Genomic DNA, 21,810 nt, shown 5'->3' on the forward strand with positions numbered 1-21,810 from the left:
GCAATCCACTCACTTTTCTGCAGCAATTAGAGGCTCAGTGGGATCAAGTTACAGTTGTTCGTTGATTGTGCCGTCGTAGAAAAAAATCCGCTATACTGATAACGATTCTCGTTTTCAATATAGCAGATTTTTTTCGCTTTTTCAATGCCCCAAGCCGATTTTGGCCGCCGGCGTGAACCGGTCGGGCGCGAAAGCGGCGAGAGCCGGCTCCACCCGCTTGCCCTCGAGCAAGTCGGCTACGATGAAAGCCGTCGCGGGGCTCAGCAAGATCCCGTTGCGGTAATGACCCGCCGCCATAATGACCGACGGCGTTCCGGCGATCTCGCCCAGCAGCGGCAGCCCGTCGCGCGTCGCGGGACGAAGCCCGGCCCACCGGTGCAACGTTTCCTTGCCCGCCAAGTGGGGAAACATTCGGCCGCTGCTCCTGACGAGCCGGCCGATGCCGCGTTCCGTCACGCTCGTCTCGAAGCCGGCGACATCCTCGGAAGCGCCGCATACAAGTCGGTCGTTTCGTTTGCCGACCCAGTACGCCTGGCTGGAGAAGACCATATGCCTGACCTCGCCGGCAGCATGCCCGAAGGAGCAAATTTGCCCGCGAATCGGGTGAATCGGAACGGACAAGCCGAACCAGCGGCCGTACTCCCCCGACCACGCGCCGGCGCAGACGACCAGCCGTTCCGCGTGCACCGGTCCGTCAAGCCGGCTGAACCGGACGGTCGCGCCGCCCCCCGGGTTAACGCTGGCGTCTAGAAGGGCTCCGGCTTGCTCCACGACCGATACGCCCAGCTTCCGGCACGCCGCCTCGAGCGCTTCGACCAGCTTCGGCGCATACACATGGCTCTCACTCGGCGTATACAAGCCGGCAACCGCCGACGCGGTAAGCTTCGGCTCCAGCTTCCGCAGCTCCGCGGCGCCGACCAGCTCGGCCCGCGCACTCCATTCGTTCTGCCATCGCATGCGCGTTTCAACGGGCAGCACGTCCGCTTCGTGCATAAACACGTTCAAGCTGCCGCTCCGTACCCATTCCGCGGACATGCCCGACAGCTCCTCGATGTCCCTTATCCAATCCGGATACAAGCGAAGGCTGCGCAGACAGAACTGAAAGAAGGCGTCCGGCTGCTCCGTGTTTTCCGAGTAAGGGGCGAGCATGCCCGCGGCCGCCCCCGATGCCTGCCCGCCAGTCGTTCCGGGCTCGATCAGCGTCACCTTCATCCCTCTGCGCGCCGCCTCGAACGCGCACGACAGCCCGATGACGCCTCCTCCGAGGACGACGATGGAGTCCGCCATCAGCCTGCGCCCCCTCCGCGTCCCGCCGCAGCCGGCTCGTAGAGCGACCCGGCCAGGTCGCTGCTTGCCGAAGCGTATTTTTTCTTCGGGATCCGCCCCGCCAGTCTGGCGAGCCGTCCCGCTTCGATGGCCAGCTTGAAGGCGCGCGCCATCCTTACCGGGTCCTGCGCCTTCGCGACCGGCGTATTCGCGAGGATGCCGTCCGCGCCGAGCTCCATCGCCTCCGCCGCGTCCTTCGGCGATCCGATGCCCGCGTCCACGATGACGGGCACGCCGGCTTGCTCGGCGATGAGGCCCAGATTGTAAGGGTTCAGCAAGCCGAGACCCGTGCCGATCGGGGAGCCGCCCGGCATGACGGCCGCGGCGCCCGCTTCCTCCAGCCGCCTGCACAGCATCGGATCGTCCGACGTATACGGCAGCACAACGAACCCTTCGCGCGCGAGCTGCTCGGTCGCGCGCAGCGTCTCGATCGGATCCGGGAGCAGCGTGCGGACGTCCCCGCTTATCTCGACCTTAATCCAATTGCCGAGACCCGCCTCCCTGGCCAGCCGCGCGATCCGCAACGCTTCCTCCGCCGTCCGCGCACCCGAAGTGTTCGGCAAGTACGCCATCCGCTTCCCGTCGAAATGCTGCAGCACCGAGTCGTCCTCGGCGCTTTCCAGATTGACCCGCCGGACGGCGAACGTAATGACCTCCGCGCCCGAGGCTTCAAGCGCTTGCTGCAGAACGGCCGGACTCGGGAACCGACCCGTTCCGAACAGGAAGCGCGAACGCAGCTCGCGCCCTGCGATGATAAGCGGGTCTTGTTCGAATGCATCTATCACGAAAGCTCAACCTCCCCCGACAAAATGAACGAGCTCGACGGACGCGCCGTCCTTCAGCTCCGTCCCGGCCCATAATGCGCGCTGCACGATAAGGCCGTCCAGCTCGACGACGAGCTGCTTGTTCTGCTGTCCCAGCTGCCGCACGAGCTCTTCGACCGTCGCCGCGGTCGTCCGCTCCTCGCGGCCGTTCACAGTAATCGTCTTGGCCGCCTGCGCGGCGTCGGCTGCCTCGATCCGGCTCAGGAAGGAGCGGCACGCTGCCGCGGGATCCTCGCTGCCGACGATCGCCGACACCGCGCATATCCGCCTCGCGCCCGCGTCCAGCACCCGATCGACGTTGCCGAGCGTAATGCCGCCGATCGCGACGAACGGGATCGTGACATGACGAGCGGCTTCCGTCACGTAGCTCGTCGTGACGGCCTTCCGGCCGGGCTTCGTGTCGGTCGGGTAGACCGGGCCGACGCCGATATAATCCGCTCCTTCCCGCTCCGCCTTCAGCGCCTGATCCAGGCTATGCGTCGAAATGCCGATCATCCGGTCCGGCCCGAGCAGGCGCCTTGCTTCGCCGATCGGCAAATCCTCCTGTCCCAGATGAACGCCGTCCGCATCCGTTTCCAGCACGATGTCCGGATAGTCGTTAATGATGAACGGCACGCCGTACTTCCTCGTCAGCGCGCGAAGCGACCTCGCTTGCTCCAGCACCTCCGCCCGCGATCCCGTCTTGTTGCGAAGCTGTACGATTTGCGCGCCCCCGATGAGCGTCCGCTCCATGACGTCGACGAGTGACCTCCCGGGGTGATTGGCTTCCGCCGTAATGACGTATAGACGGAAATCCTTCCACTTCTCCCTCTGCATCCGAATGCCTCCCATTCTCCCTCTTATACCGGCAGCTTCCGGCCGAGCACATACGCTTCGCACAGCCGAACGGCATGCGCGGCGTCGGCCGTACCCTGCACGAGCGCCCTGCCGTCGGGAAACAGCACGAGCGTCTCGCCGCTCCCCAGCCTCGCCCGGATCAAATACCGGTTAACCGTCAGCTCGCACCCCCGGCTCCGCAGCTCTTGCTCCAAACGGTCCAGCGGCAGCGGCTTGCCCAGCGTCACCTGCACCGTATCTCTCCCGCACAGCGCCGCCGAGCTAATTTCCTCCTCAGGCCGGCCGCCCGCGCCGGCTGCCGCCGATTCCGGCAACGTCTCCGCCGCCCCGCAATGCGGGCAATCGGCGCGGCCGCCGGGCATCGCCGATTCGCGCAGGCGGAACGACCACAAATCGGCGCTTAACCAGGTGCGGCGCATCGCGTCCTTATTGCCGGTCAGCCATTTGAGCGCTTCGGCTGCCTGCAGCGAGGCGATGAATTCCACGGCCGGCGCGAGGACGCCGACCGTGTCGCACGTGTCGCCTCCTTCGTCCGCGTCGCCGATCAAGCAGCGCAGGCACGAGGTCTCGCCCGGCAGAAGCGCCGCGCTCATACCTTGCGCGCCGGCTACCCCGCCGTAAATAAACGGGATCCGTGCCCGGAAGCAGACGTCGCTCAGCAGCAAGCGGGTTGCGGCGTTGTCGGTACCGTCCAGCACGAGCCGCGCGCCGTCCGCCAGCTCTGCCGCATTCGCCTCGTTCACGTCGGCCACCCGAGCTTCCACGCGAACGTCGCCGTTAATCGCGCGCAGCTTGCTTGCCGCCGCGACCGCCTTCGGCAGCGCGGCCATGGCGTCGGCTTCGTCGAACAGCGTCTGGCGCTGCAGATTGCTGGCCTCGACGAAGTCGCGGTCGACGAGCCGTACTTCCCCGACGCCCGCGCGGACCATATGCTGCGCGAGAGCCGCGCCGAGCGCGCCGACGCCGACGATCAGGACGCTCGCGCCGGCGAGCTCCCGCTGCCCCGCTTCGCCGATCGGGGCGAACCGGATTTGCCGCGAATAACGGTCGCCCCATGCCGTCCCGAAGGGCTCAGCCATAGATCGCGCTCCCCGCCGCCTTGAACGCCTCCGACTTCTCCTTCATGCCCGCCTCGATCGCCTCCGCCGTCTCGAGCCCGCTCCGCGCCGCGTAATCCCGGATGTCCTGCGTAATGCGCATGCTGCAAAACTTCGGTCCGCACATCGAGCAGAAATGCGCCGATTTGGCCGCTTCCGCCGGCAGCGTCTCGTCGTGGTAGGACATTGCCCGCTCCGGATCGAGCGACAGGTGGAATTGGTCGCGCCAGCGGAATTCGAAGCGCGCCTTCGACAAGGCGTCGTCGCGCTGCTTGGCCCTCGGATGCCCCTTCGCGAGATCGGCCGCGTGCGCCGCGATTTTGTACGTGATGACCCCTTCCTTCACGTCCTCCTTGTTCGGCAGGCCGAGATGCTCCTTCGGCGTCACGTAGCAGAGCATCGCCGTGCCGAACCAGCCGATCATCGCCGCTCCGATCGCCGACGTAATGTGGTCGTAGCCCGGCGCGATGTCTGTCGTGAGCGGCCCGAGCGTATAGAACGGGGCTTCGTCGCAAACCGCGAGCTGCCGGTCCATGTTTTCCTTGATCAGGTGCATCGGAACGTGGCCCGGCCCTTCGATCATGACTTGAACGTCATGCTTCCACGCGATCTTCGTCAGCTCGCCGAGCGTATCCAGCTCGGCGAACTGCGCATCGTCGTTCGCGTCGGCGATCGAGCCCGGGCGCAGGCCGTCGCCGAGGGAGAACGACACGTCGTACGCCTTCATGATCTCGCAAATTTCCTCGAAATGCGTGTACAGGAAATTTTCCTTATGGTGAGCGAGGCACCAGGCCGCCATGATCGAGCCGCCGCGGGATACGATGCCCGTCACGCGCTTTGCCGTCAGCGGAATGTAACGCAGCAGCACGCCCGCATGAATGGTGAAATAATCGACGCCCTGCTCCGCCTGCTCGATCAGCGTATCGCGGAACACTTCCCAGCTCAGGTCCTCCGCCTTGCCGTTCACCTTCTCGAGCGCCTGGTAGATCGGCACCGTGCCGACCGGTACCGGCGAATTGCGGACGATCCACTCGCGCGTCGTATGTATGTTTTTGCCCGTCGACAAATCCATGATCGTGTCCGCGCCCCATCTCGTCGCCCACGTCATCTTCTCCACCTCCTCCTCGATCGAGGAAGCGACGGCCGAATTGCCGATATTGGCATTGATCTTGACGTGGAAATGACGGCCGATAATCATCGGCTCGCTCTCCGGATGGTTGATGTTGGCCGGAATGATGGCCCGGCCGGCGGCGATCTCGCCGCGGACGAACTCGGGGTCCATTCCTTCGCGGATCGCGATGTATTCCATCTCCGGCGTTACGATCCCCTTGCGCGCGTAGTGCAGCTGCGTGACGTTCCGTCCGGCTTTCGCTCGTCGCGGCCGACGCGTTAGATTCGGGAACAGCTCGGCCCCGCGCTGCGTCGCCTTCTCGGCGGTGGAGAAGCCGTTATCCTCCGGCCTCACTTCGCGTCCCTCGTAGCGCTCCGTATCGCCCCGTCCCTCGATCCAGCCGCTCCGAAGCGGCGGCAGCCCCTTCCGGACGTCGGCCTCGTAGCTATCGTCGGTATAAGGCCCGCTGGCATCGTAGACGCGGACCGGCTCGTTCGGCAGCTCCTCCCCGTCGCGTCCCGAGCTCGGCTCGAGCGCGATTTCCCTCATCGGCACCCGGATGCTTTCTTCCGAGCCCGTCACGTAAATTTTGCGGCTGCCCGGCAGCGGCGTCGTTAAAATCGGCATAAAAAAACCTCCCAACGGAATAGTCAGAATTCCACCTGGAGGCATGCCCATGCATATACGAAAGTTTGTAGCGCCGCTTCCCGGCTCCCGAATTCACGCAAATAAAGGAGCTTCGCACGCCGGAGCGCCGCCGTCGCCCGAACCGATGCCCGCGAGGCCAAGAAGTTCGGAGAGAGCAAAAAAACCGCCCCGGCGAAGGAGCGGCTGATATGTGTCGTCACGCGCGGCACCCGATACCGGCCCTAAAGCGAGAGACCGGTCCCGATGGCGGCCGCATTCCCCGATTTGGCCAAACTTGCTCGGCCAAATGCGGCTAGGCAGCCCGCGCCTATGAATAAACGCACAATCCCACTTTCCTACGCTGGCATAACCCAGATCAGGTTCAAAGGGACCAAAGCTTTCGCTTTATCTCAGCCGTAAAGGCGCCCCTAGTGGATTTCCTTGTTTGACTATACCGTCTTACCAAGTGAAGTGTCAACCTCGAATTTCGCGGGCGGTCAAAAAAACTCAGTCTTCGCCCTCCTTCAGCAGCTTGATCCAGCGGTCCGCCGTATGCTGCCAGGTGAACGTCTGCTCCACCCTCTCCCGGCTGCGAAGCCCCATCCACTGGCGCAGCTGCTTGTCGCCGAGAAGCAGGTGAAGCTTCTCCAGCAGCTCCGCTTCGATGCGCTTCGGGTTAACCAAATAGCCGGTGACGCCGTTCTGGATAATTTCCGTCATGCCGCCCGCGCGGGTCGCGACGACCGGCACGCCGCAGGACATCGCCTCCACGTTGACGAGACCGAACGCTTCTCTTTGGCCGGAAGGGACGACCGCGACGTCGGCGGCCAGCATCCATCCCGGCACTTCCGAATGGGGGATATAAGGGACGAACCGGACATGGCCCGGACTGCCTTGACCGAGCCGCTCAAGCATGCGGGCATACGGCGTTTTTCGATGCGAGCCGTAGAACGGGCTGCCGACGATCACGACGACGAGCTCCGGGTGCAGCCTGGCCAGCTGCGGCACGATCCGGAGCAGGTGATGGACGCCCTTGAGCGGAATGAGCCGGCCGATGAACAGCACGACTTTTTTGCCGGCCAGCCCCTTCTGCTGCCGCAGCGCTTCCCGCTTGGCCGCCCCTTCCGTCGAATATTGCGACGGGAACCGCGACGTTTCGACGCCTGGATAGATGACCCGAAGCTTCGCCGCCGCCTCGGGCGACCTGGCCGCGACGACGTTTCTCAGAAACTCGCTGTTCACGATGATTTTGTCTGCCGCCCGGTAGCAGCGGCGCAGCTTGGCCGGCGAAATGGCAGACGGCGCGATGAACGAGGAGGAATGCAAATAAAGCCAGACCTGCTTGCCTGGATTCATTCGCTTCATGATCGGCACGTATTGCGGCCGGTTCTCGACGTCGATGACATTCGGAGAGAACCGGCTCACTGCCCTCGCCGCCGCCAGCGCGTAACGTCCTTTATCGAACGCGGGAAACCGCTCGCACAAGACGCCGTTAAAATACCCGGCGCGGGGCAGCGTTTTGCTTAGCCGTCCGTAAATCCGCGGTTCTACATGAGGCATCAGCAGCGGCGCGAACTTCTCCACCACCCGTTCGACGGAACTGCTCCCCGGCGACGGGATCGGGAAGGAGCCGGGCGTGACGATCGCCACTTTGATTGGGGCCATATGTTCGGATTCCTCCTACAGATTCTGCGATTTTGCAGTATCATACGCTCCGAACAAACGGTTTGTCACGGCGCTCCGGCTCCCGTCTAGAGCTTGATTTTCGTTTGAAACAGGCCTGCCTTGCGGGCGGCCATATAAATGATCACGACGAGCGGACCGATGAATACCCCGATGACCCCGACCAGCTTGAAGCCGACGTAGAGGCTGATCAGCGCCGACAAGGAACCGATGCCGACCGAGTCGCCGAGAATTTTCGGTTCGACGATGCGGCGGAAGACGGTAATGACGAGGAACAAAATATAGAGGCCTACGCCGGTAAATACGTCGCCGGTAAGCAGCAGGTAAGTCCCCCAAGGCACGAGCACCGAACCCGTGCCCAGAATCGGCAGGATGTCGACGATGATGATGAGCAAAGCGATCGCGAGCGGGTATTTGACGTCAAGCACGAGCAGACCGAGCAATGAAATGATGTAGGTAAGCGCGCTCAGGATGAACTGGGAACGCAAAAATCCGAAAATCGATTTTTTCAAATTGTTTAATACGTCGTCGACCTGCGGCCGAGACTTCTCGTCGAACATCGACAGAACGGTGGCCTTCATCGTGTTGAGGCTGAAGCTGAACATGTAGACGGCGACCAAAAACACGATAAAAAAGATGAACATCCCCGGGATGCTCGACGCGAACGCGATGACCGTGTTCGACAGCGACCCGACCATCTTCGTTAACGCGCTCGTGAGACCCTGCAGCCAGCCTTCCAGCGTCTCGATCGCGTCGGGCGGAAAGTTCTGATAGAGCGACTGCACCCTGTTCATAAGGTCGTCGACCATGCCGTTCGCGTTCTCGAAGTAGTTCGGCACCTTCTTGAAGAAGGCGATCAGCTCCGCGGCGATCTTCACCCCGAGCAGCGCGATCAGGCCGATCAGGATAACGGTGAACAGGCTGCTCGACACGGTGGCCGCGACAAGCCGGTTCATGCGGAATTTGTTCATGAACAGCTTATTCAGCGGCTCCAGAAAGATCGCTACGACGAGCGCCAGCAGAAAGGGAGCGCCTACGGTAAAAAGCAAATAAAGCAATAACAGCCCCAACGCGATAAATACGATGGTCTTGATCGACAACAATTCCGCCTCCCTTCTCTAATGCTATATGCACATGCTGTCCAACTTAAGCCTGCGGATCGCAGCGCCATGCGGATTAGTCGATTATGGCGCTGCGCCGGTTGAAATCGACATCCTTGTAATACATGTCCTTCACAAGCAAGTTCGGTCCGCAGCACGACGCCGCGGGACAATGGCAATTGACGCTGCGCGCGAGCGGATGATCGAGCCAGCGGTCGAACAGCTCGTCCAGCCTGGCGTCCGCGATATTGCCGAATGCCGGAACGTCGGAGAAATCGGTGACGAACACATCGCCGGTGAACAGATTGACGTTCAGCCTGTTGCGGCCGTCCGGATCGTTGCGCACGGTCACGTTCGGCTCCTCGGCCAGCCGCTTCAGCAGGCGGCGTTCCTCCGGATTGCCGCTGCATGGATAGAACGGCAGCGTGCCGAACAGCATCCACACCGACTTGTCCCTCGACTTCAGCAGCAGATCGATCGCCTGCAGCATTTGCTCTCTCGGCAGCACGGGCAAATCCTTCGCGAACGCGCTCGGATACATCGGATGCACCTCGTGCCGCTTGCAGCCCATCTCGACGATCAGGCGGTGAATCTCGTCGATCTTGTCGTAAGTTCGGAAATTGATCATCGATTCGGCGGACACGAGCACGCCCGTGTCGGCAAGGCGCCGCGCGTTGTCGATCATCCGCTCGTAGAGCTTGGCCGCCGCTTCGTACGAGACGCGATGGCCGGCCTTGGCGAATCCGATCCGGTGAAAGTCCTCGGCGGACGTATAGTTGAACGAGATGTGCATGACGTCCAAATAGGGGGCGAGCAGCTCATAGCGGCCGTATGGAAGCGTGACGTTGGAATTGATCTGGGAGCGGACGCCGCGGCTGCGGGCATATTGAAGCAGCGGCAGCATGTATTCGCGCACGGTCTTCTCGGAGAAGGATGGCTCGCCGCCCGTAATGCTGATCGTCTCAAGCTGCTCGACTTCGTCCAGCCTGTCCAGCATTTGCTTCAGCGGCAGCTTGGCGGGTTCGGACAGGACGAGCGTATCGCCGACGGCGCAATGCTCGCAGCGCATGTTGCATAAATTGGAGACGGTCATCTCGACGCTTGTCAGCCGATGCGTGCCGTACCGCCGCAGCGAGCGGATCGGATCCCACGGATCGTTCGCCGGCGACAAAGCCTCCATCGGAATATCGGTTTGGAGCGGTTGGATTTTAATCATTTTTCAGCACCTGACTTCTTGATCTCGAATGAAACATTCTCTATTTATTGTACTGCCCGCTTCCTGCGGAAGCAAATAAAGCCGGGAAATATTCGCGCTCCGTCCCGATTTTTCAAAAAAAGGAGCCTTATCGGCTCCCTGACGCGAAAATCCAGTTGTATCCCGTTAAATTCCCGCGGCCTGCCGGACCTCTCCGGTATCCTCGTTGACGCCGACGATCATCTTCGTCAGCTGCTTGGACAAATCGATTTCGTAAGGCGACTTCAGCTCTTCCCCCGCTTCGTCGTACAGGACGCGGATGACCGGCCGGTGCGGATACGAATAGTTGATATCCGACACGATGCCCTCCTCGCCGCTCTCAAGCCTGACCGAGATGCCGATCGGATAGATCGCCACCTTGTCCCGGAACAGCTGAAGCATGCGCTGCTCGTACAAGGTGCCGGTACCCGCGTACAGCCGCTCGATCGCGTGATGCGGCAGCATCGGCGCGCTGTATACGCGATTCGTCGTCATCGCGTCGTAGGAATCGACGAGGCCGATCCATTTCGCGTATTCGTGGATTTCGTTGCCCTTGATGCCGCGCGGATAGCCGCTGCCGTCGAGACGCTCATGATGCTGCAGGGCACAATGCGCCACCAGCAGCGGCATGTTCGGCTCGTCCTTGAGCAGCTCGTAGCCGATCCGGGTATGCTGCTTCATCGCCTCGTATTCCTCCTTCGAGAGCGAGCCGGGCTTCTTCAGGACGTCGACGGATATTTGCGTCTTGCCGATATCGTGAAGCAGCGCCCCCATGCCGAGCGTCGTCAGCTCGTCCCGGGAATAGCCGTGGGACATGCCGAGCAGCGTTGTATAAACGCAGACGTTGAGCGAGTGCTGGTAAAGGTAATGATCGACCGTACCCATGCCAAGAAGCATGATCATCGCGTCCTTATGTCCGGACAGGTCGTCGATGATCATGTTCATCATCTGCTTGAACGGCTGCGCGATGTACGGATAAGTAGCGCCCTTCTCGCGTTTCGGGCGCTCCATCATGGAGCGGAAATTTTTTTTGATCTCCCTGAGCGAATGCTGCGTCGTCTCCTCGCTGATCAACGAAGGCAGGACGATGTCATCCGTTCTCGGATCGGCGATGTACGCATATTCGATTCCGCACTGCGCAAGGCGGGCGATCAACCGTTCGGTCAGCTCTATTTTTTCCCCGAGAAGGACGAGTCCGTCTTGAGAAAATATTTTTTTGGCCAGCTTCATTCCGGGCCTGCATTTCGCTAGCGGCAACAAACGCATTTTCTCGATCCTTCCCCTACGATAATCTGTTAACTATTACATCGGAAAAAGCCGTTCGTAATGTTAATGTAAGGGAAAATCGACAAAATCGCAACCATTTTATGCTATATTTCGACAACGATCGCGCGGGTATTACTTTACCCGCGAAGCGCGAATCGGTCCGTGAAGCGCTTCAGCCCGCAGTCCTCGAGCGCCTCGCGGTTCTGCAATTGGGAAGCGATCACGTCCCGGATGAATTCCGGCAAATAATATTGCACCGATTCCGCGCTCGCCAGCGTCTCGTAGCCCGCCTTGAAGCTGAACATGTCGATCGAACCGACCGCGTACAGCGCTTCGTCGTCCAGCGGCTCCCCGTTCACGCGCGCCTCCGTGATCCGCTCCATCGCCGGACGGGAGGAATCGTACTCCACCGTCATGCCGTCGACCGCAAGCGTGCCGAGCACTTCGCCGCGGAAGCCGTAGCCCTTGATCGGCTTGCGGATGAATTCGGGCAGCAGCGATTGCTCGAGCGCTGCCCGGATATGCTTGCCGGCGATGAGCATCCGGCAAGGATTGATCGGCGACGGACAGAGGGCGTGAAGCTCGCCCGCCGTCACGTCGCCCTGCGCGAGGCCGCCAAGCAGCTGCCCGGCGTTGACGATGCCGATATCGGCATCGGTCCAGCCGCGCAGGCCGGCGGCCAGCAGGTTGCCGAGCGGCGTCTCCCGCTCGGCCGAGGCGGGCAGCGGCGCGTCGAGCCGGGCGATAACCCGGCTCAGGCGGCGCGCTCCCGCCTCCCGGAAGCCGCCGATGATCGCGGCGGCTTCCGGATGCTCCGCCATGGCGGCCGTCGGCACGCAGGCTGCGCGGAAGACAGGGCGGGCCGAGATCGGATCGAGCCCGATCTCGACCCGCCCGACGTACTCGCCGTATTTGCCCGCGGCGCAAATCGTCGTTCCGCCGATGACGAGCGGCTCCTCGAGCAGATGATGCGTATGCGCGCCGAGGATGAGGTCGATCCCGCCTACCCGCTCCGCGATCTGCCGGTCCGACGCGATGCCGAGATGCGACATGACGACGATGACGTCGGCGCAGCCCCGCAGCAGCGCCGCCTGCTCCCGTATCGCTTCGAAGGGATCCGTCGACTCCCAGCCGAGCAAAGAATAAAATTCGGAGAAGGCGGCCGTAACCCCGATAAAGCCGAGGCGCAAGCCGTTCTTCTCGATAACGGTGCTCGGAAGCAGCCATTCCGGCGGCTCGCCGGTCGCGGCAATCTTCATGTTCGCGCAGACGACGGCGAATTTCGCACGGCTCGCGTAAGCTTCGGCAATGGCCCGATACGAGTAGGTCAGGCCTTCGTTATTGCCGAGCGTAACCGCTTCGTAGCCCGCGGCGTTAAGAAGCTCTACGTTCACGATGCCGTCGCTTCCTTCCGTCTCGACGCGCATCCGGTCCATATGGTCGCCGCAATCGACGGCGATGACCCGGTCGCTGCCGGCGAATCTTCGCTCCTCCGCGATGAAGGCCGCTATTTTTGCGGCATTTTCCAGCCTGCTGTGGATATCGTTGCTGTGAATGAGCACGACTCCGCTACGTATACGATCCGACAACTTCCTGCATGCCTCCTCCTCGCTTACGTGTCCGCCTATTTCTTCATACGCAGATCATCCGCCGAAAATGTCCGTTTAAAGCCGTACGACGCTTCGATTTCCCCGCTTGCAGCATTGTGCCCAATCTTCAGCTTGACGATGCTCTTCACGTTCAAGCATTTGCTGCTTCCGCTGGGCACATACAGCCGGATGGGGCCGGCGGCGGATAACGGTTCGTTGCCGACGGCGAACAAGACGGCCGCATGCGTCAGCTGTTCCCAAGGAATCGTCGCTTCGAAGCCGTCCGCAGCCTCTACCGCAAGGTGCGTAGGCGTCCCCGTCCCGGCCGTCTCTTCCCGGCCGGCGGACTTAAGCCAGGCGTTATGCCAGCGATGCCAATCGAATGCCTCGCCGGCCGCCCCCGGCACCCGGTCCGCGATCGGAAAATGCCCGCCCGCAAGCTCGGCCATCGCCTCCGCGGTCGTCGCGGAGCTGCCGAGCGCGTAATGTTCGATCGTGATTTCGCGCATAGCTTCTCTTTTACCCTCCGATCTGCGACATGCGGCGCTCCGTCGGCACATGCGACAAGGCGTCGTTCGCCAGCTTGGCGGCCATCTCGTGGTTTTCCGGTTTAATGTCCATCGCTCTGAGGAACAGCCGCCGCATCGCATCCGGATCGCCGAGCGCATCCTTCGCGTTCAGCTCGTCGACCCAGTACAGGCACGGCTTGATCGAGCCGTCCGCCGTCAAGCGCAGCCGGTTGCAGTTGCTGCAGAAATGGTCGCTGATCGGGTGGATGAGCCCGAACGTGCCGCGCCCGCCTTCCAGCACGTAATCTTCGGAAGGGCCGTTGCCGCGTACGTTCGGACCCCGCTGGAACGAATACCCTTCCTGCTCCGCCACTTCAAGGACGCGGGTTAGCGGCAAGTAATGCTTTCTCCAATTGTCGTCGGCATGGCCGATCGGCATATATTCGATGAACCGGACGTGCATCGGCTGCTCGTAGGCCATCTTCAGAAACGCCGCGATCTCGTCTTCGTTCACGCCCTTCAGCAGGACGCAATTCAGCTTGATCGGCCGGAAGCCCGCCGCCGCGGCCGCCTCGATGCCTTCCATGACCCGCTTTAATTCGCCGCGCCGGGCAATGAACCGGAACCTGGCGGAATCCAGCGTATCCAGGCTGATATTGACCCGGTTGAGGCCTGCAGCGCGCAGCGCCTCGGCCTGCTTCGCCAGGAAGACGCCGTTCGTCGTAAGCGCGATGTCTTTAATGCCCGGGATGGCCGACAATCTGCCGATCAAGCCGTCCAGACCGGGACGGATTAACGGTTCGCCGCCCGTAATGCGCAGCTTCGAGATGCCAAGCTTCGCCCCGGCTTCCACGACCTCCACGATTTGATCGTAGGTAAGCAGATTTTCGGATTCGGTAAACGCAACGCCTTCTTCCGGCATGCAATATAAACACCGCAAATTACAGCGGTCGGTTACGGATATTCGCAAATAATCGTGCACTCGTCCAAAACGGTCCGTCAAAGCCGGCATGCGCTCCACTCCCTTTCTGTCTACCTATAAGCATAACATTTTTTTGCCGATTATGATATTCTATTATCATCTAAACTACAATTGATGAGAGGTTATATTACATGACATATACTTGGTCGATTAAATTGTTTGCCGGCTTGCCCGAGCGGATCGGGGTTTCCTCCCTAAGCCTTCGATCCGAAGAAGGACAGATGACCGCCATGCGCTTGAAGGAGGCGGTGTCCGCCGCTTATCCGGAACACGGGGCTTTGATTCGCGTTTCGTTTATCGCCTGCAACCATGCTTATGCGGCCGACGACAAAATGCTGCTCGCGACCGACGAGCTGGCTTTGCTGCCCCCGGTTTCCGGCGGCGAGGAGTCTCAAGCGGCGGCGGACGGCGAGCGTGACGACCTCTACGTCGTGACGGACGAGCCGATTCGCTCCGACGACGTCCTGGCGAAGGTTATCGTCCCCGAGCACGGCGCCGCCATCGCGTTCGTCGGAACGACGCGGGAGTGGACGCAAGGCAAGCGCACGGTTCGGCTTGAGTACGAGGCTTACGCCCCGATGGCCGTCGCCACGATGAAGCAGATCGGCGACGAAATCGCGGCTCGCTGGCAAGGGGCATTATGCGCCATCAGCCACCGGATCGGCGTCGTCGGCCTCGCCGAGACAAGCGTCGTCATCGCCGTCTCCTCGCCGCATCGCGACATTTGCTACGAAGCAAGCCGTTACGCAATCGAACGATTGAAGCAAATCGTGCCGATATGGAAGAAAGAAATTTGGGAGGACGGTTCGGAATGGAAGGGGCATCAGCTCGGCCCATGGGATCCGACCGCCCCTTTGGCGGAATTTTAGTTCCTTTGAACGCGGAGCGCTATAACTGCACGCCTTAGTTACGAGAAGGAGGAATTGAACTTGGATCAACACGCACAAGCCGCGCCGGGCGGCGACGAACGGCCGGGCATCGGTCCCGATTCGCGCTACGCGAGACAGATCCGCTATGCGCCGATCGGCCCCGGAGGGCAGCAGGCGCTGATCGCGAGCCGGGCTGCCGTCGTCGGCATAGGCGCGCTCGGCTCCGTCATCGCCCAGCATCTCGTCCGGTCCGGCGTCGGGTACGTCCGGGTCATCGACCGCGACATCGTGGAGTGGAGCAATCTTCAGCGGCAGATGCTGTATACGGAGCAGGACGTGCTCGCCCTGCTGCCCAAGGCCGAAGCCGCCGCCGCGCGCTTGCGGGAAATGAACGGCTCGGTAATCGTCGAGCCCCGCGTCGCCGACCTGACAACCGCAAACGCGGAGGAATTGCTAGGCGACGTCCATGTCATCCTAGACGGGAGCGATAATTTTTCCGTCCGGTATTTAATGAACGATTACAGCGTGAAGCATAACATTCCTTGGATATACGGCGGAGCGGTCGGCGCTTCGGGCATGACGATGACGGTCGTTCCCGGCGATACCCCATGCTACCGCTGCCTGTTCGAGGAACCGCCGGCGCCCGGAGCGGCCGATACATGCGAGACGGCCGGCGTCATTTCGCCGATCGTGGACATCGTCGGCTCCCTTCAGGCGGCGGAAGCCATCAAGCTGCTCAGCGGCAATCGCCAGGCTTTGCACCGGACCTTGTTTCAGGTCGATTTATGGAACCACGCCTGGCTGCCGGTCGCGCTAGCGAATGCCCGCCGGGAAGGCTGCGCCTGCTGCGGGAGAGGGCGCTTCGACTTTTTGGACGAGCAGTCGTCAGGCCCGGCCGCGGCCTCCCTATGCGGCCGCCATTCCGTGCAAATTACGCCGTTAACGCCCGCCGCCTTGCACTTGGAAGAGCTTGCGGCAAGACTGCGGCCGGTTGGCTCCGTTACGTTAAACCGCTTCTTGCTGCGGATAGCGCTCGAGAACGACCTTACCCTTGTTTTGTTCGGAGACGGCAGAGCAATCGTGCAGGGTACCGATCAAATCGCAAAAGCAAGGGCTGTTTATGCCGAAATTTTAGGAATCTAGTCGCATTTACAATATCCTCTTATTGCCATTACGACAATTCATTGTTACTATAGTAGTAATTTATACGACTACATGCAATTGAGGTGTCTTGATGAGGGTTCATGTGACTGACTTGATTAACGGAGATACTTTGAGCCGCGATACGTTTAACGACTTTGGACTCCATGTCCTCTCCAAGGGAACGGTATTGAACGACCAGGAGATCTCAAGACTATTTCAGCATCAAATCGAATATGTGGATATTGAAGACAGGACGATTGAGGAGCCGGTGCCGCGTACGCTTGAAACGACGGTGAACCCGAAGTGGCTCCCTACCGTTCAACCTATATACGAAAACGCTGTCAAAAGCTTCGAGAGCCTGTTCGCCCAGGCGCTGGACGACGGCAAAGTGAATGACGCGGAAGTGACGGCGGTGCTGCAGCCGCTCTTGAACAATCTGCAGCTTGAACGCGACGTCGTATCGATGCTGCTCCTCCTGAATACGCAGGACGACTATACTTATCAGCACTCCGTGCAAGTCGGCATGCTCTCCTATTATTTGGCTGCTTGGGTCGGTTATTCGAACGAAGAGGCGTTAAAAATCGGAAAAGCGGGCTTCCTCCACGATATCGGGAAATGCCGGATCGCCGACGAAGTGCTCAACAAGCCGGGCAAACTTACCCATGACGAATTCGAGGAAATCAAGAAGCATACCGTCTACGGGCACGAGATTATTTTGAATTCAGTGGACGAGCCCTATCTCGCGATCGCGGCGCTCCAGCATCACGAGAGAATCGACGGAAGCGGATACCCGCATGGGCTTGAAGGGGACGCGATCCATCCCGTATCCAAGATTATTTCCGTCGTCGACGTATACAGCGCCATGATCTCGCAGCGCGTCTACCAGCAGAAACGGGACTTATTATACGTATTGAAGGAACTGTACCGGCTCAGCTTCAAAGAGCTTGACCCGTTCACGACGCAGACGTTCATCAAACATATGATTCCGAATTTTATCGGTAAACGGGTAGAGCTTGCGACGGGCGAATCGGGCATTATCGTCATGACGCATCCGATCGAATTTTTCCAGCCGCTCGTCCAAATCGGCGACCGCTTCATCGATTTGACCATCGAACGCGAATACGAAATCAAGCATGTTTACCTTTAAAAAGGATAGCCCCGGCGGCAGTAAGCTGAACTAACTGCCGCCGGGGCTATTTGTTTGCAGCCGGCTTGCTTAGCCGATGCTGCCCTCCATCTCGAACTTGATCAAACGGTTCATCTCTACCGCATACTCCATCGGCAGCTCCTTCGTGAACGGCTCGATGAAGCCCATAACGATCATTTGCGTAGCTTCCGCCTCGCTCAAGCCGCGGCTCATCAAGTAGAACAATTGATCCTCGGATACTTTCGATACCGTCGCCTCGTGCTCAAGGGTGATATTGTCGTTCAAAATCTCGTTGTAAGGAATCGTATCCGATGTCGATTCGTTATCGAGAATAAGCGTATCGCATTTGATGTTCGCCTTCGCGCCGTCGGAGTTGCGTCCGAACGAGGCAAGGCCGCGGTACGTCACTTTGCCGCCGTGCTTGCTGATCGACTTCGATACGATCGTCGACGTCGTGTCGGGAGCAAGGTGAGTCATTTTGGCGCCCGCGTCTTGGTGCTGGCCTTTGCCGGCAACCGCGATCGACAATACCATGCCCTTCGCGCCGCGTCCGCGCAGAACGACAGCCGGGTATTTCATCGTCAGCTTGGAGCCGATGTTGCCGTCAACCCATTCCATCGTCGCGTTCTCGTCGGCAACCGCGCGTTTCGTAACGAGGTTGTAAATGTTCGGCGCCCAGTTTTGGATCGTCGTGTAACGGACGCGGGCATTCTTCTTGCACAAAATTTCGACGACTGCGCTGTGAAGCGAGTTCGTGCTGTATACCGGCGCCGTACAGCCTTCGACATAATGAACGAAGCTGTCTTCGTCGGCGATGATGAGCGTGCGCTCGAATTGTCCCATGTTCTCGGAGTTGATCCGGAAGTAGGCTTGAAGCGGAATTTCGCACTTCACGCCTTTCGGGACGTAAATGAAGCTGCCGCCCGACCAAACCGCGCTGTTCAGAGCCGCGAACTTGTTATCGTTCGGAGGAATGATCGTTCCGAAGTATTCCTTCAGCAGCTCCGGATGCTCGCGAAGCGCCGTGTCCGTATCCGTGAAGATTACGCCTTGCTTCTCGAGATCCTCCTGCATGCTGTGATAGACGACCTCGGATTCGTATTGCGCCGATACGCCGGCGAGAAATTTCTGCTCGGCTTCGGGAATGCCCAGCTTATCGAACGTTTCCTTGATTTCGGAAGGAACCTCTTCCCATGTTTTCCCTTGCTTCTCGGAAGGCTTGACGTAGTACTGGATATCGTCGAAATCCAGCTCATCCATGTTGCCGCCCCAACGAGGCATCGGCATTTTGTTGAATTGCTCGAGCGATTTCAGGCGGAATTCAAGCATCCAGTCCGGCTCGTTTTTCATTTCCGAGATCGTGCGCACGATTTCCGGCGTCAGGCCTTTGCCCGATTGGAATACCGCTTTGTGCTCGTCACGGAAACCGTATTTGTACTCTTCCATTTCCGGCATTGATTTTGCCATTTCGGTTCACGCTCCTCTATGCGTTCTTCAATTGCGTCAGTCGTGCCGATGCTCGATGCCCTTGCGCAGCGCGTTCCACGCCAGCGTGGCGCATTTGATGCGGGCCGGGAATTTGTTGACGCCCGACAACGCTTCGATGTCTTCCAGCTCCTCGAATTCGACGGGCTCGCCCTTCATAAGCGACGAGAATTTGTCGGCCATGGAGAGCGCCTCTTCGAACGTTTTGCCTTTGATCGCTTCCGTCATCATCGAGGCCGAGCTCATGCTGATCGAGCAGCCTTCGCCCTCGTACCGGGCATCGGTCACCTTGCCGTCCACGACCTGCAGCTGCAGCGAGATGCGGTCGCCGCACGTCGGGTTGTTCAAGTTGATCGTAACCGACTCGTCGGCAAGCTTGCCGCGGTTGCGAGGGTTCTTATAGTGATCCATTATAACTCTGCGGTATAAATCATCCAATTGCATGACCGAAGAACTCCTTTGTCTGTATTAAAGCATCGGCTAAGCGGTCGATGTCTTCTTCGGTATTATATAAATAAAAGCTTGCTCTAGCCGTAGCCGAAACATTCAGCCATCGCATAAGCGGCTGGCAGCAATGATGGCCCGCCCTGATCGCGATGCCTTTGGAATCCAGAACCGTCGCGACGTCGTGCGGATGAACGTCTTCTAGATTGAACGTGACCAGTCCTACCCGGTCTTTCTTCGGTCCGTACAACGTAATGCCGTCCATCGAAGAAAGCTTGTCGTAGGCGTAAGCGGCCATACGGCGCTCATGCTTGTCGATTTCGTCGTAGCCGATTTCGGTCAGAAAATCAATCGCCGCCCCGAGACCGACCGCGCCGGCGATAATCGGCGTGCCGCCCTCGAACCGGTAAGGAATCTCCTTCCAGGTCGATTCGTACAAATCGACGAAGTCGATCATCTCGCCCCCGTACTCGATCGGCTCCATGTTGTTCAGCAGCGACTTCTTGCCGAACAAGGCGCCGATACCGGTCGGACCGCACATTTTATGTCCGGAGAAGGCATAGAAGTCGACGTCGAGGTCTTTCAAATCGACCTTCATGTGCGGCGTGCTCTGCGCGCCGTCGACGACCATGACCGCCCCGTTGCGATGGGCGATTCGGGTCATTTCCTTGATCGGATTAATGACGCCGAGCACGTTCGATACGTAAGTGACCGACACGACCTTCGTCCGGGACGTAATCGTCTTCTCTACGTCCTCGATCGCGATCGACCCGTCCTCTTGAAGCGGAATGTACTTCAGCGTCGCTCCCGTCGCCTTCGCCGCCTGCTGCCAAGGAATCAGATTGCTATGATGCTCCATCGGGGTAATGACGATCTCGTCGCCTTCGCCGCATACGGAACGCGCGTAGCTCGAAGCGACCAAATTCAGCGCGGTCGTCGTGCCCCGCGTGAAAATTATTTGCTCCGGCGCTCCGGCATTCAGCAGTTTGGCCACTTTCTCGCGCGCGCCCTCATACGCGTCGGTCGCCCTGGATCCGAGCGTATGCACGCCGCGATGAACGTTCGCGTTATCCAGCTCATAATATCGGTTGACCGCATCAATGACGGAACGCGGCTTCTGAGAAGACGCCGCGCTATCCAGATAAACGAGCGGGTGCCCGTTTATTTCTTGATGCAATATCGGAAACTGCTCCCGAATCGCATTTATATTCATCCTTCCAGCTTCCTTTCGAGCAAACGCTGAAGCTGCCCGCGTACCGACTCGATCGGAATTTCCGATACGACCGGCGCCAAAAAGCCGTAAATAATCAATCGTTCAGCGTCCTGCTTGGAGATACCGCGGGACATCAGGTAATAGACCTGCTCCGGGTTCACTTGCCCTACGCTTGCCGCATGACCGGCCGTTACGTCGTCTTCGTCGATGAGCAAAATCGGGTTGGCGTCGCCGCGCGCCTTCGGGCTGAGCATGAGTACCTTCTCGGTCTGAACCCCGTTCGCTTTCGTTGCGCCGTGCTCGATTTTGGTAATGCCGTTGATGATCGCCGAAGCGGAGTCCTTCATGACCGCGCGCGTGACCATGTTGCTGTCCGAGCTTTTGCCGAAGTGGACGGCTTGCGTCGTCAAGCTGTTTTGCTGCGCGTTCTTGCCTACGCTGATCACCTTGGCGTCCGATGTGGAGCCTTGGCCCTTCAGCACCGATTTCGTCTCGGACAGCGTATTGCCGTCGTTCAGGTCGCCGATGATCCATTCGATCCGGCCGTCGTTCTCGATGACCGCGCGGCGGATCGTCATATCGACGCCCGTCTCGCCCATAGAATGAATGGAACCGAACCGAACATGCGCGCCCGGCTTAACGAACACTTCTACGATCGATGGATGCACGAACGGCGAAGCCGCCGCGGCAGGGTCGGTAATGACGCAATCCACGTAAGTTACGCGGCTGTGGTTGTCCGCCACGATCAGAATGTGCGGAGCGAACGTCGACTCCTGGTCGTCGTTGTACAAAATCGCCTGCAGCGGCAGCTCGACCTCGACGTTCTTCGGCACGTATACGAATACGCCGCCGTTCCAGATCGCCGCGTTAAGCGCCGTCAGCTTGTCTTCGTCCTTCGAAACCGCTTTGAACAAATATTGTTGAACGAGATCGCCATGCTCCCTGCATGCCGTCTCCAAATCGGTGAAAATAACGCCTTTGCCCGAAAGCTCGCCCGCTACCTGCTTCCATACGGCCCCCGAGTTGCGTTGCACCAGCAAGTTTTCCGTACCTTCCGACACTAATTCGCGAACGATCGCCGGAAGCTCGCTTACAGCTCCCGCTGCCGCCGGCTTCTCGTATCGGCCGACCGCCGTCAGGTTCCAGCGCTCGATGCGCACCTTCTCCGGCTTCGGCCAGCCTATCGTCCCGGCAAGCTCCGCCGCTTCGCCGCGCTGCGCCACGAGCCAATCGGGCTCGCCCTTGCTGCGGGCCAGCGCTTCCGCGGATTGACGGTCGGTAGGCGTCGTTAGTTGTGTACTCATCCGTTATGCCCCCTTCTCCG

General features: G+C 60.0%; 19 protein-coding genes and 1 riboswitch. Of the genes, 3 read left to right on the plus strand and 16 right to left on the minus strand.

Going from position 1 to position 21,810, the window contains the following annotated elements:
* Nucleotides 1–141: 141 nt before the first annotated feature.
* The 12 genes from thiO to moaA all read right to left on the minus strand — a co-directional run bounded on the left by thiO (nucleotide 142) and on the right by moaA (nucleotide 14,215).
* Nucleotides 142–1,287 (minus strand): glycine oxidase ThiO, encoded by a 1,146-nt coding sequence (gene thiO, locus IDH41_RS28660; protein WP_190867360.1) that lies wholly within the window; start codon nucleotides 1,285–1,287, stop codon nucleotides 142–144.
* On the minus strand, nucleotides 1,287–2,111 hold the full coding sequence (locus IDH41_RS28665; protein WP_190867362.1) for a thiazole synthase: 825 nt from the start codon (nucleotides 2,109–2,111) through the stop codon (nucleotides 1,287–1,289). The genes thiO and IDH41_RS28665 overlap by 1 nt, the downstream gene beginning before the upstream one ends.
* Nucleotides 2,112–2,117: 6 nt before the next feature.
* Nucleotides 2,118–2,966, minus strand: coding sequence for a thiamine phosphate synthase (gene thiE / locus IDH41_RS28670; RefSeq protein WP_190867364.1), 849 nt, complete (start codon nucleotides 2,964–2,966; stop codon nucleotides 2,118–2,120).
* Between the two features lie 23 nt (nucleotides 2,967–2,989).
* On the minus strand, nucleotides 2,990–4,066 hold the full coding sequence (locus IDH41_RS28675) for a ThiF family adenylyltransferase (protein ID WP_190867366.1): 1,077 nt from the start codon (nucleotides 4,064–4,066) through the stop codon (nucleotides 2,990–2,992).
* The gene (gene thiC, locus IDH41_RS28680; RefSeq protein ID WP_190867367.1) at nucleotides 4,059–5,822 is read right to left on the minus strand and encodes a phosphomethylpyrimidine synthase ThiC; all 1,764 of its coding nucleotides are present in this window, start codon (nucleotides 5,820–5,822) and stop codon (nucleotides 4,059–4,061) included. Before thiC ends, IDH41_RS28675 begins: the two co-directional genes overlap by 8 nt.
* A gap of 336 nt (nucleotides 5,823–6,158) precedes the next feature.
* Nucleotides 6,159–6,262: riboswitch (TPP riboswitch) on the minus strand.
* A 67-nt stretch (nucleotides 6,263–6,329) separates the two neighbouring features.
* Complete coding sequence (locus IDH41_RS28685; RefSeq protein WP_190867368.1) at nucleotides 6,330–7,487, minus strand: glycosyltransferase family 4 protein; 1,158 nt, start codon at nucleotides 7,485–7,487, stop codon at nucleotides 6,330–6,332.
* An 86-nt stretch (nucleotides 7,488–7,573) separates the two neighbouring features.
* Complete coding sequence (ytvI, locus tag IDH41_RS28690; RefSeq protein ID WP_190867369.1) at nucleotides 7,574–8,605, minus strand: sporulation integral membrane protein YtvI; 1,032 nt, start codon at nucleotides 8,603–8,605, stop codon at nucleotides 7,574–7,576.
* 76 nt (nucleotides 8,606–8,681) lie between these two features.
* On the minus strand, nucleotides 8,682–9,821 hold the full coding sequence (yfkAB, locus tag IDH41_RS28695; protein WP_190867370.1) for a radical SAM/CxCxxxxC motif protein YfkAB: 1,140 nt from the start codon (nucleotides 9,819–9,821) through the stop codon (nucleotides 8,682–8,684).
* Between the two features lie 165 nt (nucleotides 9,822–9,986).
* A complete protein-coding gene (locus IDH41_RS28700; protein WP_190867371.1) occupies nucleotides 9,987–11,105 on the minus strand; it encodes an HD-GYP domain-containing protein in 1,119 nt (372 codons plus the stop codon).
* Nucleotides 11,106–11,242: 137 nt separating this feature from the next.
* A complete protein-coding gene (locus tag IDH41_RS28705) occupies nucleotides 11,243–12,694 on the minus strand; it encodes a bifunctional metallophosphatase/5'-nucleotidase (RefSeq protein WP_190867372.1) in 1,452 nt (483 codons plus the stop codon).
* A gap of 35 nt (nucleotides 12,695–12,729) precedes the next feature.
* Nucleotides 12,730–13,203 (minus strand): hypothetical protein, encoded by a 474-nt coding sequence (locus IDH41_RS28710; protein ID WP_190867373.1) that lies wholly within the window; start codon nucleotides 13,201–13,203, stop codon nucleotides 12,730–12,732.
* 10 nt (nucleotides 13,204–13,213) lie between these two features.
* Nucleotides 13,214–14,215 (minus strand): GTP 3',8-cyclase MoaA, encoded by a 1,002-nt coding sequence (gene moaA, locus IDH41_RS28715; RefSeq protein ID WP_190867374.1) that lies wholly within the window; start codon nucleotides 14,213–14,215, stop codon nucleotides 13,214–13,216.
* A gap of 101 nt (nucleotides 14,216–14,316) precedes the next feature.
* Here moaA and IDH41_RS28720 point away from each other — a divergent pair, with 101 nt between their 5' ends.
* The 3 genes from IDH41_RS28720 to IDH41_RS28730 all read left to right on the plus strand — a co-directional run bounded on the left by IDH41_RS28720 (nucleotide 14,317) and on the right by IDH41_RS28730 (nucleotide 17,344).
* Nucleotides 14,317–15,054, plus strand: a complete 738-nt coding sequence (locus tag IDH41_RS28720; protein ID WP_190867376.1) for a molybdenum cofactor biosynthesis protein — start codon at nucleotides 14,317–14,319, stop codon at nucleotides 15,052–15,054.
* A 60-nt stretch (nucleotides 15,055–15,114) separates the two neighbouring features.
* Nucleotides 15,115–16,197 (plus strand): ThiF family adenylyltransferase, encoded by a 1,083-nt coding sequence (locus IDH41_RS28725; protein WP_223830151.1) that lies wholly within the window; start codon nucleotides 15,115–15,117, stop codon nucleotides 16,195–16,197.
* 103 nt (nucleotides 16,198–16,300) lie between these two features.
* Nucleotides 16,301–17,344, plus strand: a complete 1,044-nt coding sequence (locus tag IDH41_RS28730; RefSeq protein ID WP_317890835.1) for an HD-GYP domain-containing protein — start codon at nucleotides 16,301–16,303, stop codon at nucleotides 17,342–17,344.
* A gap of 69 nt (nucleotides 17,345–17,413) precedes the next feature.
* Here IDH41_RS28730 and sufB read toward each other — a convergent pair whose 3' ends face one another.
* Genes sufB through sufD form a run of 4 tightly spaced genes read right to left on the minus strand, consistent with a single transcriptional unit; the run spans nucleotide 17,414 to nucleotide 21,790 of the window.
* The gene (sufB, locus tag IDH41_RS28735) at nucleotides 17,414–18,811 is read right to left on the minus strand and encodes a Fe-S cluster assembly protein SufB (protein ID WP_190867380.1); all 1,398 of its coding nucleotides are present in this window, start codon (nucleotides 18,809–18,811) and stop codon (nucleotides 17,414–17,416) included.
* Between the two features lie 36 nt (nucleotides 18,812–18,847).
* Nucleotides 18,848–19,273 (minus strand): Fe-S cluster assembly sulfur transfer protein SufU, encoded by a 426-nt coding sequence (gene sufU / locus IDH41_RS28740; RefSeq protein ID WP_190867382.1) that lies wholly within the window; start codon nucleotides 19,271–19,273, stop codon nucleotides 18,848–18,850.
* Nucleotides 19,260–20,486, minus strand: a complete 1,227-nt coding sequence (locus tag IDH41_RS28745; protein WP_190867384.1) for a cysteine desulfurase — start codon at nucleotides 20,484–20,486, stop codon at nucleotides 19,260–19,262. Before IDH41_RS28745 ends, sufU begins: the two co-directional genes overlap by 14 nt.
* On the minus strand, nucleotides 20,483–21,790 hold the full coding sequence (gene sufD / locus IDH41_RS28750; protein ID WP_190867385.1) for a Fe-S cluster assembly protein SufD: 1,308 nt from the start codon (nucleotides 21,788–21,790) through the stop codon (nucleotides 20,483–20,485). The genes IDH41_RS28745 and sufD overlap by 4 nt, the downstream gene beginning before the upstream one ends.
* Nucleotides 21,791–21,810: the final 20 nt, after the last annotated feature.

Origin of the sequence: Paenibacillus arenilitoris (assembly GCF_014705655.1) — a bacterium.
Taxonomy (GTDB): Bacteria; Bacillota; Bacilli; order Paenibacillales; family Paenibacillaceae; genus Pristimantibacillus; species Pristimantibacillus arenilitoris.

Bases quoted from the DNA above. Each gene is read 5' to 3' on its own strand.
- thiO (WP_190867360.1), bottom strand. From the start codon at position 1,287: ATGGCGGACTCCATCGTCGTCCTCGGAGGAGGCGTCATCGGGCTGTCG.
- thiE (WP_190867364.1), bottom strand. From the start codon at position 2,966: ATGCAGAGGGAGAAGTGGAAGGATTTCCGTCTATACGTCATTACGGCG.
- IDH41_RS28675 (WP_190867366.1), bottom strand. From the start codon at position 4,066: ATGGCTGAGCCCTTCGGGACGGCATGGGGCGACCGTTATTCGCGGCAA.
- thiC (WP_190867367.1), bottom strand. From the start codon at position 5,822: ATGCCGATTTTAACGACGCCGCTGCCGGGCAGCCGCAAAATTTACGTG.
- IDH41_RS28685 (WP_190867368.1), bottom strand. From the start codon at position 7,487: ATGGCCCCAATCAAAGTGGCGATCGTCACGCCCGGCTCCTTCCCGATC.
- yfkAB (WP_190867370.1), bottom strand. From the start codon at position 9,821: ATGATTAAAATCCAACCGCTCCAAACCGATATTCCGATGGAGGCTTTG.
- IDH41_RS28700 (WP_190867371.1), bottom strand. From the start codon at position 11,105: ATGCGTTTGTTGCCGCTAGCGAAATGCAGGCCCGGAATGAAGCTGGCC.
- IDH41_RS28710 (WP_190867373.1), bottom strand. From the start codon at position 13,203: ATGCGCGAAATCACGATCGAACATTACGCGCTCGGCAGCTCCGCGACG.
- moaA (WP_190867374.1), bottom strand. From the start codon at position 14,215: ATGCCGGCTTTGACGGACCGTTTTGGACGAGTGCACGATTATTTGCGA.
- IDH41_RS28720 (WP_190867376.1), top strand. From the start codon at position 14,317: ATGACATATACTTGGTCGATTAAATTGTTTGCCGGCTTGCCCGAGCGG.
- sufB (WP_190867380.1), bottom strand. From the start codon at position 18,811: ATGGCAAAATCAATGCCGGAAATGGAAGAGTACAAATACGGTTTCCGT.
- sufU (WP_190867382.1), bottom strand. From the start codon at position 19,273: ATGCAATTGGATGATTTATACCGCAGAGTTATAATGGATCACTATAAG.
- IDH41_RS28745 (WP_190867384.1), bottom strand. From the start codon at position 20,486: ATGAATATAAATGCGATTCGGGAGCAGTTTCCGATATTGCATCAAGAA.
- sufD (WP_190867385.1), bottom strand. From the start codon at position 21,790: ATGAGTACACAACTAACGACGCCTACCGACCGTCAATCCGCGGAAGCG.